The sequence below is a fragment of the Allobosea sp. P5_A5 genome, from assembly GCF_056400625.1.
In genome coordinates this window covers 1-14,410 of the sequence record NZ_JBFUKY010000005.1, presented here as the reverse complement: position 1 = coordinate 14,410, position 14,410 = coordinate 1, and the positions used below count along the sequence as shown (strand labels likewise).

Genomic DNA, 14,410 nt, shown 5'->3' with positions numbered 1-14,410 from the left:
GCGATGGCGATGACGGCGGTCCAGATGGAGGGCGCCGCGCGCCCGGTTGAAGACCCTAAAACCCTGTCCCGCGGTCTGGCACGCTCGCAGCGCTCTGCGCGGTTTGGCGCAATGCTGCTCGTGGCGCCACTGGTGCTTTTCCTGCTGATCGTCTTCATCGGGCCGTTGGCGATGATGCTCGGCAGAGGCGTTGGCGACCCCGAGGTCGCGCGAGCCTTGCCGGCGACCGTCTCGGCGCTCCGGGACTGGCGCTCCGATCAACCGATCCCTGACGCCGCATTTCGCGGCCTGGCCACGGATCTGCTGCAGGCGCATACGCCGGCCGACGTCGCGGTCGCGGCCGCGCGGCTGAATTATGCGCTTCCGGGGCTGCGAGCCATGGTGATGGGCGCGCGTGCGCGGATCCGGAACATGCCGGCCGAGCCTCGCGCATTCTTCACCGGGATATCGGCACGCTGGGAAGACGCCGCGACATGGGCGACGATCAGGCAGGCCAGCGGACCGCTGACGGACTTCTATCTGCTCTCCGCACTGGATCTGAGGCGCACGGCTGCGGGCGCGATCGAGCAGGCCCCGACGGGTGAAAGTGCTTTTGTGCCCGCGATCCTGCGCACCTTTACCATTTCCTTCGGCGTGACGTTTTTCGCCATCCTGCTCGGATTTCCATTCGCCTACCTGATGGCGACGACGAGCAAGCGCATCGCCGGCGTGATGATGCTGGTGCTGCTGCTGCCGTTCTGGACCGCGGTGATGGTGAGGGTCCTGGCCTGGAGCATGCTCCTCGGACGCGAGGGCATCATCAATGACGGCCTTCTCGGTCTCGGTGTGCTGAGCCGGCCGCTCGACCTGCTCTACAACCGCACGGCCGTTATCGTGGCGCTCGTGCACATCTTCATCCCCTATATGGTGCTGCCGCTCTACAGCGTGATGAAGACCGTTCCCGTCTCTCAGATGCGGGCGGCCGCCTCGCTCGGAGCCCCGCCGACGATGGCGTTCCGCCGCATCTTCCTGCCGCAGATCGTGCCAGGTCTGGCTGCGGGATCGCTGCTCGTCTTCATCCACAGCCTTGGCGTTTTCGTCGTGCCCGCGGTTCTCGGAGGTCCGATGGAGCAGGGGCTGCCCGTGCTTGTGGTCAACTACGTCTCGAAGACCCCGAACTGGGGCTTGGCCGCCGCGCTGTCGGCGGTGCTGCTCCTGTCGGTTTATCTGCTCTATTGGCTCTTCGTGTCGCTGACCAAGAGCGTCACGCCCAGTGTCGGCGCGCGATGAACGGCTTTCCCTCCACTCTCTCGCAGCGTGCCTTGCGCCTCGTGTTGGCCGGCTTCGGGGTCCTGTTCGGCATCTTCATGATCGGCCCAATCGCGGCCTTCGTGCCGATGGCCTTCAACGACGTCGCGGTGCTGCATTATCCGATCCACAGCTTCAGCCTGCGCTGGTTTCGCGATCTCTTCGCGTCGCCGGATTGGAGCCGCGCGTTGCTGAACAGCCTTCTCGTCGGCGCGGGCACCACGGCCCTGTCGCTCGCGATCGGCGTCAGTGCCGCGATCGGCCTTTGGCGCTGGCGGCTTGCGGGCAAGAACGCGTTGATGGTGCTGATCATGACACCCATGATCGTGCCGAGCGTCATCGGTGCGGCCAGCATGTATTTCGCCTTCGCGCGCGTAGGACTCGACTACAGCTTCATGGGGTTGATCCTGGCCCATTGTGCCTTCGCTTCGCCGATCGTCGTCGTCACCGTCCTGGCCGCGTTGCAGCGTTTCGACGGCAATCTGCTGCGTGCCGCAGCCAGCCTTGGCGCGCCGCCGCTCTTAAGTTTCCGTAGGGTGATGCTCCCGCTCATTTTTCCGGGCATCGTTTCCGGCGGCATTTTCGCCTTCGCGATCTCGTTCGATGATGTCGTCGCGGCGTTGTTTCTAGCCGGCCCGGAGCAGCGGACCTTGCCGGTGCAGATGTATATGCGCTCCGGCGACCTCTTCGATCTCGTCATCGCGGCGGCCGCGACCGTCATGATGGTCATTGCGGTCTCGCTGATGACCATCCTGCTTTTCGTCAGGCGCGGCGAGAAATTGCGGCAGGGCGGCGAAACCGCTCATTGACCGCTCAGTCACAGGAATGTCGACGTGGACGCCATCATCCGGTTCCAGAACATCAGCAAGACCTATGACGGCCGCTCGCAAGTCGTCTCGAACCTCAACCTGGAGGTCGAGCGCGGCGAGTTCCTGACCCTGCTGGGGCCGTCAGGCTCGGGCAAGACGACCTCGCTGATGATGCTGGCGGGTTTCGAAATGCCGACGAGCGGAGAAATCTTCCTGGAGGACCAGGCGTTCTCCCGCCTGCCGCCGCACCGCCGCGAGATCGGCATGGTCTTCCAGAACTATGCTCTGTTTCCGCATATGACGGTCGGCGAAAATGTCGCCTTTCCCCTGCAGGTCAGGCGGCAGGACAAGCAAGCGATTGCCGTGAGCGTCCGGCGCGCGCTCGATATGGTCCAGCTTCCGGGCGTCATCGATCGGAAGCCCGGCGAATTGTCCGGCGGCCAGCAGCAGCGCGTGGCGCTCGCGCGAGCTCTGGTTTACGAGCCGGCGATCGTCCTCATGGACGAACCACTTGGTGCCCTTGATCGACAACTGCGGGAAGGCATGCAGATGGAAATCAGGGCGATCCACCAGCGTCTCGGCGTGACGATGGTCTATGTCACGCATGATCAGGAGGAGGCATTGACCATGTCCGATCGGATCGCAGTGTTCAACCGAGGCCTGGTGGAACAGCTGGCCGATCCGAAGACCTTGTACGATGCTCCCGGCAACCTCTTCGTCGCCGGGTTCGTGGGAGACAACAACCTTCTGCGCGGGCAGGGCAGGCGGCGCGACGGGGATCAGATCGAGGTCGAATTGCCCCGTGGAGGAACCGTTCGCGCCAAAGCTGGAAATGCCCGCGGCGATCATTCTGTCGTGATTGCCGTTCGACCAGAGAAGATCGCGGTTTCAGCGGCGGGCGGCCCCCTCGACAGTGACAACCAGCTCGACGGCATAATCGTCGAGAGCATCTATCTTGGAGACCAGACGAAGCTGGTCGTAGAGCTGCCGGACACGCAGACAGTTACGGTGAAGCTGGGCTCAGGTCCACCATACCACAATGGACAGCACGTGAGCCTGAGCTGGGCATCGCAGGATGGAGCTGCGTTTCAGGCTTAAAACGTCTCTCACTCAGCGCCTGCGCCGTGCAACCAAATTTCTGAGGTCGACATAGCAGCGTGGCGGATGCTTGGCTTCATGATCCAGGAGTTTGATTGCCGCTTGATCACATGTTTTCGGCCACACTCCACAATAGGATGCCCGGCGCTGGGCAGTGGGGCAGGGGAATTGGTATCCGTTCCGGCACGTAGCGCTTCACTTCAATGCGAACCCGGCACGACTTGGCCCGCTGCATTATTGCCCTTCATCGGCACAGCGACGGATGAAGCAGGAAGTTCGCAGAACGCGGCCCATGCTTCCATAAGCAGCCGTCGCTTATCGAACAGGTCTGTCCGCTGATAGGCACGTTCGACTTTGCTGCCGACCGTGTGCGCCAAAGCCATCTCGCAAACTTGATGCGGGAATGGCGTAGTCTCGGCTGCCCAATCTCGGAATGTCGAACGAAACCCATGAACCGTGATGTCGTTGGCCTTCATCCTGCGTAGGATCATTTCCATCGACATATTCGATAGTGGGCGACCGATCTTCTGGCCAGGAAATACGTAGGCCGCACCCTCATCGTCTTTCCGGCCTCAACTTTCCGGCTTGTTTCAAGATCGCGATCGCCCGGTCAGAGAGCGGCATCCGGTGCGCCTTTCGAACCGTCATCCGCTTTACGGGCATGGTCCAGATTCGCCTTTCAAACTCGATTTCGGTCCATCGCGCACCTTAGGCCTCTCCAGTCCGCGCCGCCGTCAGAATCGTGAATTCTAAAGCTAGGCTTGCGAGAGCCGTCCTCTCTCTGAAGGACGCGATGAAGGCGCTGATCTGGTCATATGCAAGGGCCGCATGTGATCGGTCAGGTCGACGGGATCGTCCTCGCTCGAGGCGAGGCGAGCCTGACGTTCCGAACGCTCACCCGGATCTTTGGGGCTCGACAATGCGTCGAGCAGGTCCAGACGCGAACGCGCTTTGCTTCCAGCATTTTTTGCGTTGCTGTGCATATTAGGTCAGCGATGGGTCTGCGATCCGAAGCTCAGGGATGATGTGAATTCCTGATTGTCAAATGCCGAGCGGCATAGGTCGGACGACCACATCAGGTGGAGCCACGTGCGTTTTCTTTATCAATAGGCAACTTGAAAGAATTTCAGCTCTGGATATTTCCTATCTAAAGCGATGATGTCGCGTCGTTGCTCTAGAATGATCCAGTCTCTGATCGCAACCGCACTATCGGACAGTTTTTGATCGTGAGCCGACGCTAGGACGCACAACCTCTCCCCCCGCGTCAAAGTAGAAGATGCCGGCAGCAATGCGCCTGTTCTCAAGGCAGAGGAGACAACCGATAGCCAGCCGTAAGCGATGCCCTGCCCCGCCATGGCGGCCTGCATGACGACCGCATAATCGGAGAACGTCAATCTCCTAATTTGCCCCCTGCCGCGACGCAGCACATCAGGGTGCAGTTCCAGCCAATTGGACGGATTGTCGGTGAGCTGGATGATCGTATCGACATCGTCATAGGCGTCGGGCTCGGTCGGCAACATGTAGGAGGGGCTGCAAACCGGCAGCATCACTTCGTGCGACACCAGTTCGTCGGGCGATATGGCGGCGGTTGGCTCGACGTAGCGCATTCCGAAATCAGCATGCTCGACGGGCCCCCGCAGAGACCCGCTGGTCATCTGAAAGCGCAGCTCGATGTCTGGAAACTCATTTTGAAAGCGCCGCATGCGCGGGATCATCCAATGCGTCGTAAAGGCGGAAGAAACCGAGATCGTGACCGTGTCTTTCTTGGCCTTGAGGCGCTCTACCTCCTTAAGCCCGGTCTCGATCATGCCGAAGCCGTCCTTGACCCGGCGGAACAGCACTTCGCCCTCTTCAGTCAAAACGGCGCCGCGGCGGCCCCGCTGAAACAGTCGAACACCCAGATAGGCCTCTAGCTGTCCGAGCATCCTGCTGACGGCGGGTTGCGTCACATTCAATGCCTCTGCAGCTCCCGTGAAGCTGCCGCTGCTGGCTGCGGCCTCAAACACGAAGAGCGCATTGCTGGACGACAGCATGCGGCGGAGATCAGACATAACCACAGATTATGGAAATCCCAAGAATTCCGCAATTGCGGATGCAGCCTTTCAGGCCCTTAAATCGACCCACGCAGCCGGTCAGTACGCCAATGACGGCGCTGAGCCACGAAGCGGCAACGGGACGGGATCGATGACCGGCGCAGGTCTTATTCACACTTCTGGAGAATGTTGATCGTGCATATGAGCGGCGAGCGCGTCGAGATCCGGTCGGCCAGCAAGATCTACGGGTCGGTGCGGGCGCTGGATGACGTCTCGCTTGACATCGCGCCGCAGGAATTCGTCTCGCTGCTTGGTCCCTCCGGGTCCGGCAAGACCACGCTGCTCGGCATCCTCGGAGGCTTCGTCCAGCCCTCCGCCGGCCAGATTCTGTTCGGTGGCCGCGATGTCACCTTCACACCGCCGCACAAGCGCGACATCGGCATCGTCTTCCAGAACTACGCGCTCTTTCCGCATATGAATGTCGGCGAGAACGTCGCCTTTCCGTTGCGCGCAAGGCGGCTGCCGAAATCGAGCTATGCCGAGAAGGTCCGCGCCGCGCTGGCGATGGTCGACCTCGCGGGCTACGAGGAACGCGGCATCGGCCAGCTCTCAGGCGGTCAGCGGCAGCGTGTCGCCTTGGCCCGCGCCATGATCTTCGAGCCGCGCCTGATCCTGATGGACGAGCCGCTTTCGGCGCTCGACAAGCAGCTCCGCGAGACGATGCAGATCGAGTTGCGGCAACTTCACAAGCGGCTTGGCGCCACCATCATCTACGTCACGCATGATCAGCGCGAGGCGCTGACGATGAGCGATCGTGTCGCCATCCTCAAGGATGGCAAGCTGGTCCAGATCGACAAACCTGGACGCCTGCACGACCATCCGGCCAACGCTTTCGTCGCGAGCTTCATCGGTGAGGCTACGCTGTTGCCGGTCGCGCGCGCGGGCAGCGATGCGGTGTCGCTCGCCGGCTCCGTCATCAGAACGGCCCGCCCTCTGCCAGCGACAGGCGAGCTCGTTCTCGCTGTGCAGACCGAAAAACTCCTGATCGAAGACGGCGCCGGCGCGCCCGAACGCAACCGCTTCTCAGCCCGCGTCACCGACGTCGTCTTTCAGGGTGAGAGCCTACGCGTCTTCCTCGCGCTTGATGACGGCACACCGCTCAGCCTGCGCCAGCCCAGCCATTTCGAAGCCGCCCGCCGCATCCCGCCAATCGGGGAGCCCGTCCAAATCAGCATCCACCCGCAAGACACCATCGTCGTGTCGAAGACGGATGACTGACACATCGCCAACACACCCGAAAAGCCCAGCAAGAGAAGTCGACATCATGGCCCTTCGCGATTTCAAGGTTCTCACATTCGACGTCGTCGGCACGCTGATCGACTTCGAGACCGGCGTCTTGACCGCCGTTCGGCGTATCGGCGGCCCTGCCGCGGCCAACCTGACCGACGACGAGATCTTCGGCCCCTATCTCGAGGGGCGCGACGAGCATTACGGACGCTCGAGCGTCGTGTTCAAGCTCGTCTATCTGTATATCGCCAAGAAACTTGGCTTGCCTGCCGACGAAGCTTCGGCCGATGCGTTCCAGCATGCGATGTTCCGGCACCCCGCCTTCCCGGATTCGGCCGCAGCCCTTGCTCGGTTGCGCAAGCATTATCGCCTGGTTGCGATGACCAATGCCGACCGCCCGACCTTCGCCTTCTATGAAGAGACCCTGGGGCGGCCGTTCCACGACAGCATCACCGTCGACGAGGCGCAGCATCCGAAGCCGCATGCGGGCTACTTTGCCTATAACCGTGGGCGTCAATCGGCCTTCGGCTTCAAGCAATCGGACATGATCCACGTTGCCCAGAGCCAATATCACGATATCCGGCCTGCCAAGCCACTTGGCTACACAACATGCTGGATCGAGCGCCGTCGTGGCCAGAAGGGTTTCGGCGGGACGCCCGCCGTGCCCGAGATTACGCAGGCAGATTATTGCTTCCCGACGCTGAAGGCCCTGGCTGACGCAGTGGACGCCGAAGCAGCGTCCTGATCGATCGCATGAGAACCCGGGCCGGCCGGTGTCGGCGCGGTCCGGGGCAACGCCAATGGAGGCGCGGCGAAAACGTCCACAAAGCGTCCGGTGAAAACGACCTCGGTTCGTCCAGTCGCAAAGCCGGCCGGAGCCGACAATCATTTCAGCATTGATGGTCAACAACAAAACGAGGGGACTTGATATGGCTAAGTCGAACGCGAGATCCGTGAAGTCATTAGCGCTCTATGCTGTGATGGCCACTTTCACGATGAATTCAATCGGACCGGCCGCCGCGGCGGATCAAGTGACCTATGTCGGCCAGGGTGGCGCTTCTCAGAAGGCGGACACCGTCGCCATCCTCGATCCTGTAGCCAAGCGCCTCGGGATCACCGTCAATCAGGACAGCGTGCCCGACGCCTGGCCGATCATGCGCTCGCAGGTCGCCAGCGGGAAGCCGACATGGGACGTCGTCATGGTGGCGACGAATTACTGCCTTCGCGGCGGCGAGCAGAACATCGTCGAGAAGCTTGATTTCAGCAAGCTGCCCAATGCCGCCGCGATGCCAGCCGACTATCGCAGCGACTATTCGATCGTTTACGAAACCTATTCCAGCGTGCTCGGCTACAGCCTGAAGAAGTACCCCGACGCAGCAAGTGCTCCCAGGACCTGGGCCGATTTCTGGGACGTGAAGAAGTTCCCCGGCCGCCGCTCGCTGCGCAACCACCCGCTCGCCACGCTCGAGGCCGCGCTGATGGCCGACGGCGTGCCGGCCGACAAGCTTTACCCGCTCGACGTTGATCGCGCTTTCAAGAAGCTGGAGGAGATCAAGCCCAACATCACCGTCTGGTGGACCTCCGGCGCGCAGTCGGCCCAGCTTCTCAGCGATGGCGAGGTCGATATGGTGATGGCCTGGAACGGCCGGATATCGGCTTTGGTCAATGATGGCGCGAAGGTCGGCTATACCTACAATGAGGGTATCCTGCAGCACACCTCGCTCTGCGTGCTGAAGGGGGCGCCAAATTTAGCGACGACATACAAGTTTTTGAACGAAGCGTTCGACCCGGCGATCCAGGCCAACCTGCCGCTGCAGATCGATTACGGTCCGGGCAACCCCAAGGCGTTCGACACGGGCGTGATTCCCGCAGCGCGCGTCAAGGAGCTGCCAAGTGCGCCGGAGAACGCTAAGGTCCAGGCATGATGTCCTACGCCTGGTGGACCTCGCCCGCGGGCGAAGCCGCCGAGAAGCGCTGGCTCTCCTTCGCGCAGAAGTAATCTGCGTCACATGACGTCATTCCCGGGCCGCGCCTCCTGCGGACCCGGGAACCTCTTGCAGGAGATGCCAGGGCCAAGCCCGGCGTGACGAGGGCAGCCCGATGACCGCAACCGACCCGTCCCTCCGCTACCAGCGCCGCGAGCAGGGGCTGATGCTTCTGCTTGCCTCGCCCGCGGTGATCGTCATCGTCGCGCTGGTGGTGATCCCGGTCGGCTGGCTGATGGCGCAGTCGGTGTACGATAACGGCTTCACGCTGGAGAACTACCGCCGCATCTTCAGCGAGGATGTCTACTGGCGCAGTTTCGCGCTGACCTTCCGGATGGCGCTCACGGTCACGATCATGACCCTGCTGCTGGGCTATCCCGTCGCCTATGCCGCCGCCCATGTGAAGCGACCCTGGGACGTGCTGATCCTCTCCTTCGTCATGCTGCCCTTCTGGACTAGTGTGCTGGTGCGTGCCTATGCCTGGCTCGTGCTGCTCCAGCGTACGGGTGTGACCAACCAGGTGCTGGAAAGCCTCGGGCTGATCAGCGAGCCGCTGGCGCTCGTCCACAACGAGCTCGGCACGACGATCGCGACAGTCCACATCCTCCTGCCTTTCATGGTACTGCCGCTCTATTCGACGATGCAGAAAATCCCGCGCGATCTGATGTTGGCCGGCGCCAGCCTCGGCGGCGGGCCGCTGCACAGCTTCCTGCGCATCTTCCTGCCGCTGTCGCTGCCCGGCGTCGTCGCTGGGCTGACACTGGTCTTCGTGCTGACGCTGGGCTTCTACATCACGCCCGAGCTGCTGGGTGGCGGCCGAACGATCATGATCTCCATGGTGGTGAGCCGAAACGTCGAGCTCTACAACCAGTGGGGAGCGGCGAGCGCTGTGGGCGTCGTGTTGCTCGTCTGCGTGCTCGCCATCTTCATGGCCGTCAGCCGCATCATCCCGCTCGACAAGATGCTGGGGCAGAAGTGATGAAACCGCCGCTGTTCCCCCGCCTGCTCTTCGGCGCCTTCGTCGGTCTTATCCTGATCTACCTGATCTTGCCGCTGCTAATCATCGTGCCGATGTCCTTCTCGGCGACGCGCTTCCTGACCTTCCCGCCGCCGGCTCTGTCGCTGCGCTGGTACGCCGAATATTTCGGCAACCCGGCCTGGATGCAGGCGACACGGATGAGCGCGCTGATCGGCGTCCTCACGGTGCTGGTCGCGACGCCGCTCGGCACGGCCGCGGCCTATGCCATCAGCAACTCGCAGACGAAGCTGATGCGCTCGCTTCACATGGTGCTGATGCTGCCGCTGATCGTGCCGATCATCATCGTCGCGATCGGCATCTTCTTCGTCTACGCCAAGATCGGCCTTATCCAGACGCTGACTGGCCTCGTGCTGGCGAACGTCATGCTCGGTCTGCCCTATGTCATCACCTCGGTGGTGGCTGGGCTTCAAAGCTTCGACAAGACGCAGGAGATGGTGGCGCGCAGCCTCGGCATGAACCGCTTCCGCGCCTTCCTCACCGTAACGCTGCCGCAAATCAAGGCGAGTGTGTTCGCCGGCGGCGTCTTCGCGTTCATCTCGGCGATCGACGAGACGATCATTTCGCTCTTCGTCTCCGGCGGGCAGTACCAGACGCTGACCAAGCGTATGTTCACCGCGCTGCGCGACGAAATCGACCCCACCATCGCCTCGATCTCGACCCTGCTGACGGCGGCGTCGTTCATCCTGGTGCTGCTGGCGACCCGCCAGCCCAAAAAGATCGCCTGATCCGGGCGATCGAACCGCATTCCCCATTTTCAAGCAGAGGACCTATCGATGATCACACGTCACAACATTCAGAACGGCCGTCTTAGCAAGGTGCTGGTCGCCAATGGCTTCGCCTTTCTTTCAGGGCTGACGGCAAAGGACCGGAGCGGCGGCGTCAAGGAGCAGACCGCGGACATCCTGACCCAGATCGACGGCTATCTGGCCATGGCGGGGACCGACAAGACCAGGATCGTCGTCGGCAACATCTGGCTGAAGGACATCAGCACGTTCAACGAGATGAACGCCGCCTGGGAGGCCTGGGTCGATCCGAAGCAGCCTCCGGCTCGCGCGACGGTCGAATCGCGGCTTGCAGCCGACAATATTCTCGTCGAGATACAGGTTCAGGCGCTCGTCTGATCCGGCAAACGCTGTCGCCGACGGGCAGGGGAGCCGGTGCCTTCGTCGGCTCCCCCCAAGTTCAGTTCAAGCGATTTCGATATGTCCCATTCCAACACCGACCCGAGCCGTTCTCCCAGCGATGGCTCCTGGTGGTTCAGCGACGCCTTGCGTGCGGAGGGCGATCTCCCAGCCTCGCCGTCTCTCTCCGGGACGGTGACGGCGGATGTCGCGATCGTCGGCGGCGGGTTCACCGGCTTGTGGACCGCGCTCGCACTCAAGGAACGGGCGCCGAATCTCTCCGTAGTGCTGATCGAGGCGTCGCTTTGCGGCTCGGGCGCGAGCGGCAAGAATGGTGGGAAGGTCCATGGATACTGGGCCTCTCTCGGCGGCATGGCTGCAAACCTCGGAGCCGACGGAGCGCTTGCGGTCGCACGCGCCGGCACGCGTGCGCAGGACGCCATCCGGGCCTTCGCCACCGCGCCGGGCCGTGACGTATGGTGGCGCGAGGCGGGAAATGTCCGCGTTTCGGCCGCGCCTGCGCAGGACATCAAAATCAAAGCTTACGCGGACACCGCCCGCCGCCTCGGGGAGCCGGACAGCGCTCAGGCGCTGACACCGGAGCAAGTCGCGGCGCATTGTCGTTCGCCCGTATTCCGTGGCGGAGTCTTCTTTACGGAGGGCGCTAATGTCCATCCGGCGCGCCTCGCACGCGCCCTGCGGCAGGCTGCGATCGAAGCCGGCGTCGTCGTTTACGAAAATACACCGATGATTGGTCTGGACGCGGGCTCGCCCAACCGCATCAGGACGTCGGCAGGCGAAATCCTGGCCCGCGAGGTCGTGCTGGCCACCAATATAGCGCTCGCAAGCCACCGCGACGTCCGCGCGCATGTCAGCGTCTTTTCGTCCTACGCATTGATGACCGAGCCAGCGCCTGAAAAGCTCGAAGAGATGGGTTGGAACGGCGATGAGGGCCTCGCCGATCTGCGCATGTTCGTCCATTATTTTCGCAAGACCATCGACGGTCGCGTGCTGATGGGCTCAGGGTCGGGGCCGATCAGCTATGGCGGAAACGCGACTGATACCGGTCTGACCATGGACAGGGCTTCCGGAGCACGTGCGGAAAGAGCCTTGCGCCGGCTTCTGCCGGGGTTCGCCGATGTCGGCATCTCCCGGATATGGGGCGGGGGGATCGACGTATCCTCCGATCGGCTGCCCTTCTTCAAGACCATGCCGGGCACCCGAATTCATTATGGCTGCGGCTACTCCGGCCATGGCGTGAACCCGACCTATATGGGCGGGCAGTGTCTGGCGTCATTGGTACTCGGCGCCAACGATGCTTGGGCCAATCTGCCGCTCTGCACACGGAAGTTACCGTCATTGCCGCCGGAGCCATTCCGGGCGATCGGGGGGCGCCTGGTTCGCTGGGGCATCATCGGTTGCGAAGAGGCCGAGGAACGCGAACAGCGGGCGAGGATCGTCCAGCGTGCGGCAGCGGCGATTCCAAGGGTCTTCGGCCTGAAAATTGGCACGCGGTAAGCTGCTGCAGATCGGGCGACGCGGGATGCCGCAGAGTCAGGCGAGCGCGGCCGTCCGATGACATGCTTCTGCACACCGACAAGGTTTCCGATGAGTGCCGAATGAAGATGTCCTCATCGAGCCGTGTAGACGTTGAGCCCCCGCGGTAGCGGGCCGGCCATGCGCGCAGCAAGCGCCGCCAGCGCTACGCGCACGCCAGCGCGGTCGATCGGGGCCAGCACTCTTCTCTCTCAAACGATTTAGCGACTCGCCGCAGCCTCCAGAGGCGAATGTCCCCGGACACAGGGGCGCCTGGAGACCGGGGCGCCGACGGTGACGCGAATGCGTTTGCCGCGGCCGCCGATTGCTATGTTCCGGCGAGCTTGTCCTGGGTCTTCGTCGCGAAGTCGCCGGCGTCGTGGCGTTCTCTCAACTGGCTGGCTGGCTCGCCGGTGGTGCGGTTGACCATGCGGCCACGCGCCACGGCGGGCCGGGCCAGGAGCTGCTCGGCCCAGCGGACGACGTTGGTGTAGTCCTTTACCGAGAGAAACTCAGCCGCACCGTATTGCCAGCCCATCACCAGCCCGCCATACCAGGGCCAGATCGCCATGTCGGCGATCGTGTAGCTGTCACCGGCGATGAACTCGTTATCGGCGAGGCGCCGGTTGAGCACGTCGAGCTGACGCTTCACCTCCATGGCGTAACGGTTGATCGGATATTCGAGCTTCGTAGGCGCATAGGCGTAGAAATGGCCGAAGCCGCCACCCAGAAACGGGGCCGAGCCCATTTGCCAGAACAGCCAGGAGAGGGTCTCGGCCCGCGCGGCCGGTTCCGTCTGCAGGAACGCCCCGAACTTCTCGGCGAGATGCATCAGGATCGCGCCGGATTCGAAGATGCGGATCGGGTTTGGTCCACTGCGATCCATCAGCGCCGGAATCTTGGAGTTCGGATTGACCTCGACGAACCCGGAGCCGAACTGGTCGCCGTCGCCGATCTTGATCAGCCAGGCGTCGTATTCGGCGCCTTTATGGCCGGCCGCCAGCAATTCCTCGAGCATGACCGTGACCTTGATGCCGTTCGGCGTGCCCAGCGAATAGAGCTGCATCGGGTGCTTGCCGATCGGCAGTTCCTTGTCATGGGTCGCGCCGGCGATCGGCCGGTTGATATTGGCGAAGCGGCCGCCGCTGGCCTTGTCCCAGGTCCAGACCTTGGGCGGGACATAATCGGTGCTCTCGGTCATGATGCGGTCTCCGGATGCGCGATTACGCTGCGGGCGGAAAATTGGACGGGAAGAGCGCGCGCTGAGCCTCTTCGTCACGGATCTGCTTGAAGGCATGGTCCTTGCCGACGGCGCGGGCCGCGATCACGGCCGGCCGCGCATCGACCGCCTCGAACAGACGCTTGAGGTTCGGGAAGGGCGCTAGCGGATCGTCCGCTCCCTTGAGCACGCGCGAGGCGCGGTCGAGCCAGCCCCAGGCCGAAATGTCGGCGATCGAATAGGTCTCGCCCACGATGAAGCTCCGACCCTCGAGATGCTCGTCCAGCACCCGATAATGGCGTTCGGCCTCGCGGCGGTAGCGATTCACGGCATAATCGAGCCCTTCGGGCGCGGCGAACTGAAAATGGACCGCCTGTCCCGAAAACGGGCCGAGGCCCGACGCGATGAACAGGAGCCAGGAGAGCAGCTCCGGCCGATCTTTGGGGGCGCCCAAGAATTGTCCCGTCTTCTCGGCGAGATAGAGCAGGATGGCGGTGGAATCGAAGACGCGCGCCTCCTGGCCGCCCGGCCCGTCCGTATCGACGATCGCCGGCACCTTGCCATTGGGATTGATCGCTCGGAACGACGCTGCATGTTGCTCGCCCTTGCTGGTGTCGACGGGGATCGCCTCGTACGGCAGACCCGTCTCTTCCAGGAACAGCGCGACTTTCGCCGGGTTCGGCGTCGGGTGGAAGTAGAAGCGGATCATCGAACTTTCCTTCTTTCGTCGGGTGGGCCGCGATGGCCTCCCCGAACCAACGCCGCACGCCCTTAGCGTACGGACTAGGGTCTGGACTCATAACCAGTAGCTGACGGTCGCTGCGATGCAGACTGCTGCGAGGAAGTTGACGGCGTTTCGATCGTATCGCGTGGCGACGCGGCGGAAATCCTTGAGGCGGCAGAACATCCGTTCGATGGCGTTGCGGTCGCGGTAGAGGACCGGGGAGAAGCAGTTCTTCCAGCGCCGGTTGGCCTTGGGCGGGATGTTGGGCATGG

Annotated in this window: 13 protein-coding genes and 2 pseudogenes; 10 read left to right on the top strand and 5 right to left on the bottom strand. The window is 62.8% G+C overall.

The features are described from left to right. Positions 1–9 precede the first annotated feature (9 nt). The 3 genes from AC1DR6_RS11670 to AC1DR6_RS11660 are packed head-to-tail and all read left to right on the top strand — an operon-like array spanning position 10 to position 3,194. Positions 10–1,269 carry an ABC transporter permease gene (locus AC1DR6_RS11670; protein ID WP_476829398.1) on the top strand — a complete coding sequence of 420 codons (1,260 nt, stop codon included), beginning with the start codon at positions 10–12 and terminating at the stop codon, positions 1,267–1,269. Next, positions 1,266–2,096 (top strand): ABC transporter permease, encoded by an 831-nt coding sequence (locus AC1DR6_RS11665; RefSeq protein ID WP_476829397.1) that lies wholly within the window; start codon positions 1,266–1,268, stop codon positions 2,094–2,096. The genes AC1DR6_RS11670 and AC1DR6_RS11665 overlap by 4 nt, the downstream gene beginning before the upstream one ends. Before the next feature lie 24 nt (positions 2,097–2,120). After that, positions 2,121–3,194 (top strand): ABC transporter ATP-binding protein, encoded by a 1,074-nt coding sequence (locus AC1DR6_RS11660; protein WP_476829396.1) that lies wholly within the window; start codon positions 2,121–2,123, stop codon positions 3,192–3,194. A 200-nt stretch (positions 3,195–3,394) separates the two neighbouring features. On the opposite strand, the gene AC1DR6_RS11655 is transcribed toward AC1DR6_RS11660, so the two are convergent. Next, positions 3,395–3,670: a tyrosine-type recombinase/integrase gene (locus AC1DR6_RS11655; protein WP_476829395.1), complete on the bottom strand. Its 276-nt coding sequence runs from the start codon at positions 3,668–3,670 to the stop codon at positions 3,395–3,397. A 627-nt stretch (positions 3,671–4,297) separates the two neighbouring features. Beyond that, positions 4,298–5,245 carry a LysR family transcriptional regulator gene (locus AC1DR6_RS11650; protein WP_476829394.1) on the bottom strand — a complete coding sequence of 316 codons (948 nt, stop codon included), beginning with the start codon at positions 5,243–5,245 and terminating at the stop codon, positions 4,298–4,300. A 183-nt stretch (positions 5,246–5,428) separates the two neighbouring features. Between AC1DR6_RS11650 and AC1DR6_RS11645 the strand changes: the two genes are divergently transcribed. The 7 genes and pseudogenes from AC1DR6_RS11645 to AC1DR6_RS11615 all read left to right on the top strand — a co-directional run bounded on the left by AC1DR6_RS11645 (position 5,429) and on the right by AC1DR6_RS11615 (position 12,177). Then, on the top strand, positions 5,429–6,505 hold the full coding sequence (locus tag AC1DR6_RS11645; RefSeq protein WP_476829393.1) for an ABC transporter ATP-binding protein: 1,077 nt from the start codon (positions 5,429–5,431) through the stop codon (positions 6,503–6,505). 46 nt (positions 6,506–6,551) lie between these two features. Then, the gene (locus AC1DR6_RS11640) at positions 6,552–7,259 is read left to right on the top strand and encodes an HAD-IA family hydrolase (RefSeq protein ID WP_476829392.1); all 708 of its coding nucleotides are present in this window, start codon (positions 6,552–6,554) and stop codon (positions 7,257–7,259) included. Positions 7,260–7,494: 235 nt separating this feature from the next. After that, positions 7,495–8,513, top strand: a pseudogene (locus AC1DR6_RS11635) (ABC transporter substrate-binding protein). Between the two features lie 101 nt (positions 8,514–8,614). Further along, positions 8,615–9,478: an ABC transporter permease gene (locus AC1DR6_RS11630; protein ID WP_476829391.1), complete on the top strand. Its 864-nt coding sequence runs from the start codon at positions 8,615–8,617 to the stop codon at positions 9,476–9,478. Further along, positions 9,478–10,263: an ABC transporter permease gene (locus tag AC1DR6_RS11625; RefSeq protein WP_476829390.1), complete on the top strand. Its 786-nt coding sequence runs from the start codon at positions 9,478–9,480 to the stop codon at positions 10,261–10,263. Before AC1DR6_RS11630 ends, AC1DR6_RS11625 begins: the two co-directional genes overlap by 1 nt. A gap of 48 nt (positions 10,264–10,311) precedes the next feature. Then, positions 10,312–10,659, top strand: coding sequence for a RidA family protein (locus tag AC1DR6_RS11620; protein WP_476829389.1), 348 nt, complete (start codon positions 10,312–10,314; stop codon positions 10,657–10,659). Positions 10,660–10,740: 81 nt separating this feature from the next. Beyond that, complete coding sequence (locus tag AC1DR6_RS11615) at positions 10,741–12,177, top strand: NAD(P)/FAD-dependent oxidoreductase (protein WP_476829388.1); 1,437 nt, start codon at positions 10,741–10,743, stop codon at positions 12,175–12,177. 346 nt (positions 12,178–12,523) lie between these two features. Here AC1DR6_RS11615 and yghU read toward each other — a convergent pair whose 3' ends face one another. From yghU to AC1DR6_RS11600, 3 genes and pseudogenes are all read right to left on the bottom strand, one after another. After that, complete coding sequence (gene yghU / locus AC1DR6_RS11610) at positions 12,524–13,396, bottom strand: glutathione-dependent disulfide-bond oxidoreductase (protein WP_476829387.1); 873 nt, start codon at positions 13,394–13,396, stop codon at positions 12,524–12,526. Between the two features lie 22 nt (positions 13,397–13,418). Next, positions 13,419–14,123, bottom strand: coding sequence for a glutathione S-transferase family protein (locus AC1DR6_RS11605; RefSeq protein ID WP_476829386.1), 705 nt, complete (start codon positions 14,121–14,123; stop codon positions 13,419–13,421). A gap of 87 nt (positions 14,124–14,210) precedes the next feature. Continuing rightward, positions 14,211–14,410: pseudogene (locus AC1DR6_RS11600) on the bottom strand (IS5/IS1182 family transposase); the annotation flags it as partial.

What these genes read in the sequence shown, in the direction of transcription:
- AC1DR6_RS11670 (WP_476829398.1), top strand. Translation starts at nt 10, where the DNA reads ATGACGGCGGTCCAGATGGAGGGCGCCGCGCGCCCGGTTGAAGACCCT.
- AC1DR6_RS11665 (WP_476829397.1), top strand. Translation starts at nt 1,266, where the DNA reads ATGAACGGCTTTCCCTCCACTCTCTCGCAGCGTGCCTTGCGCCTCGTG.
- AC1DR6_RS11655 (WP_476829395.1), bottom strand. Translation starts at nt 3,670, where the DNA reads ATGAAGGCCAACGACATCACGGTTCATGGGTTTCGTTCGACATTCCGA.
- AC1DR6_RS11650 (WP_476829394.1), bottom strand. Translation starts at nt 5,245, where the DNA reads ATGTCTGATCTCCGCCGCATGCTGTCGTCCAGCAATGCGCTCTTCGTG.
- AC1DR6_RS11645 (WP_476829393.1), top strand. Translation starts at nt 5,429, where the DNA reads ATGAGCGGCGAGCGCGTCGAGATCCGGTCGGCCAGCAAGATCTACGGG.
- AC1DR6_RS11640 (WP_476829392.1), top strand. Translation starts at nt 6,552, where the DNA reads ATGGCCCTTCGCGATTTCAAGGTTCTCACATTCGACGTCGTCGGCACG.
- AC1DR6_RS11630 (WP_476829391.1), top strand. Translation starts at nt 8,615, where the DNA reads ATGACCGCAACCGACCCGTCCCTCCGCTACCAGCGCCGCGAGCAGGGG.
- AC1DR6_RS11625 (WP_476829390.1), top strand. Translation starts at nt 9,478, where the DNA reads ATGAAACCGCCGCTGTTCCCCCGCCTGCTCTTCGGCGCCTTCGTCGGT.
- AC1DR6_RS11620 (WP_476829389.1), top strand. Translation starts at nt 10,312, where the DNA reads ATGATCACACGTCACAACATTCAGAACGGCCGTCTTAGCAAGGTGCTG.
- AC1DR6_RS11615 (WP_476829388.1), top strand. Translation starts at nt 10,741, where the DNA reads ATGTCCCATTCCAACACCGACCCGAGCCGTTCTCCCAGCGATGGCTCC.
- yghU (WP_476829387.1), bottom strand. Translation starts at nt 13,396, where the DNA reads ATGACCGAGAGCACCGATTATGTCCCGCCCAAGGTCTGGACCTGGGAC.
- AC1DR6_RS11605 (WP_476829386.1), bottom strand. Translation starts at nt 14,123, where the DNA reads ATGATCCGCTTCTACTTCCACCCGACGCCGAACCCGGCGAAAGTCGCG.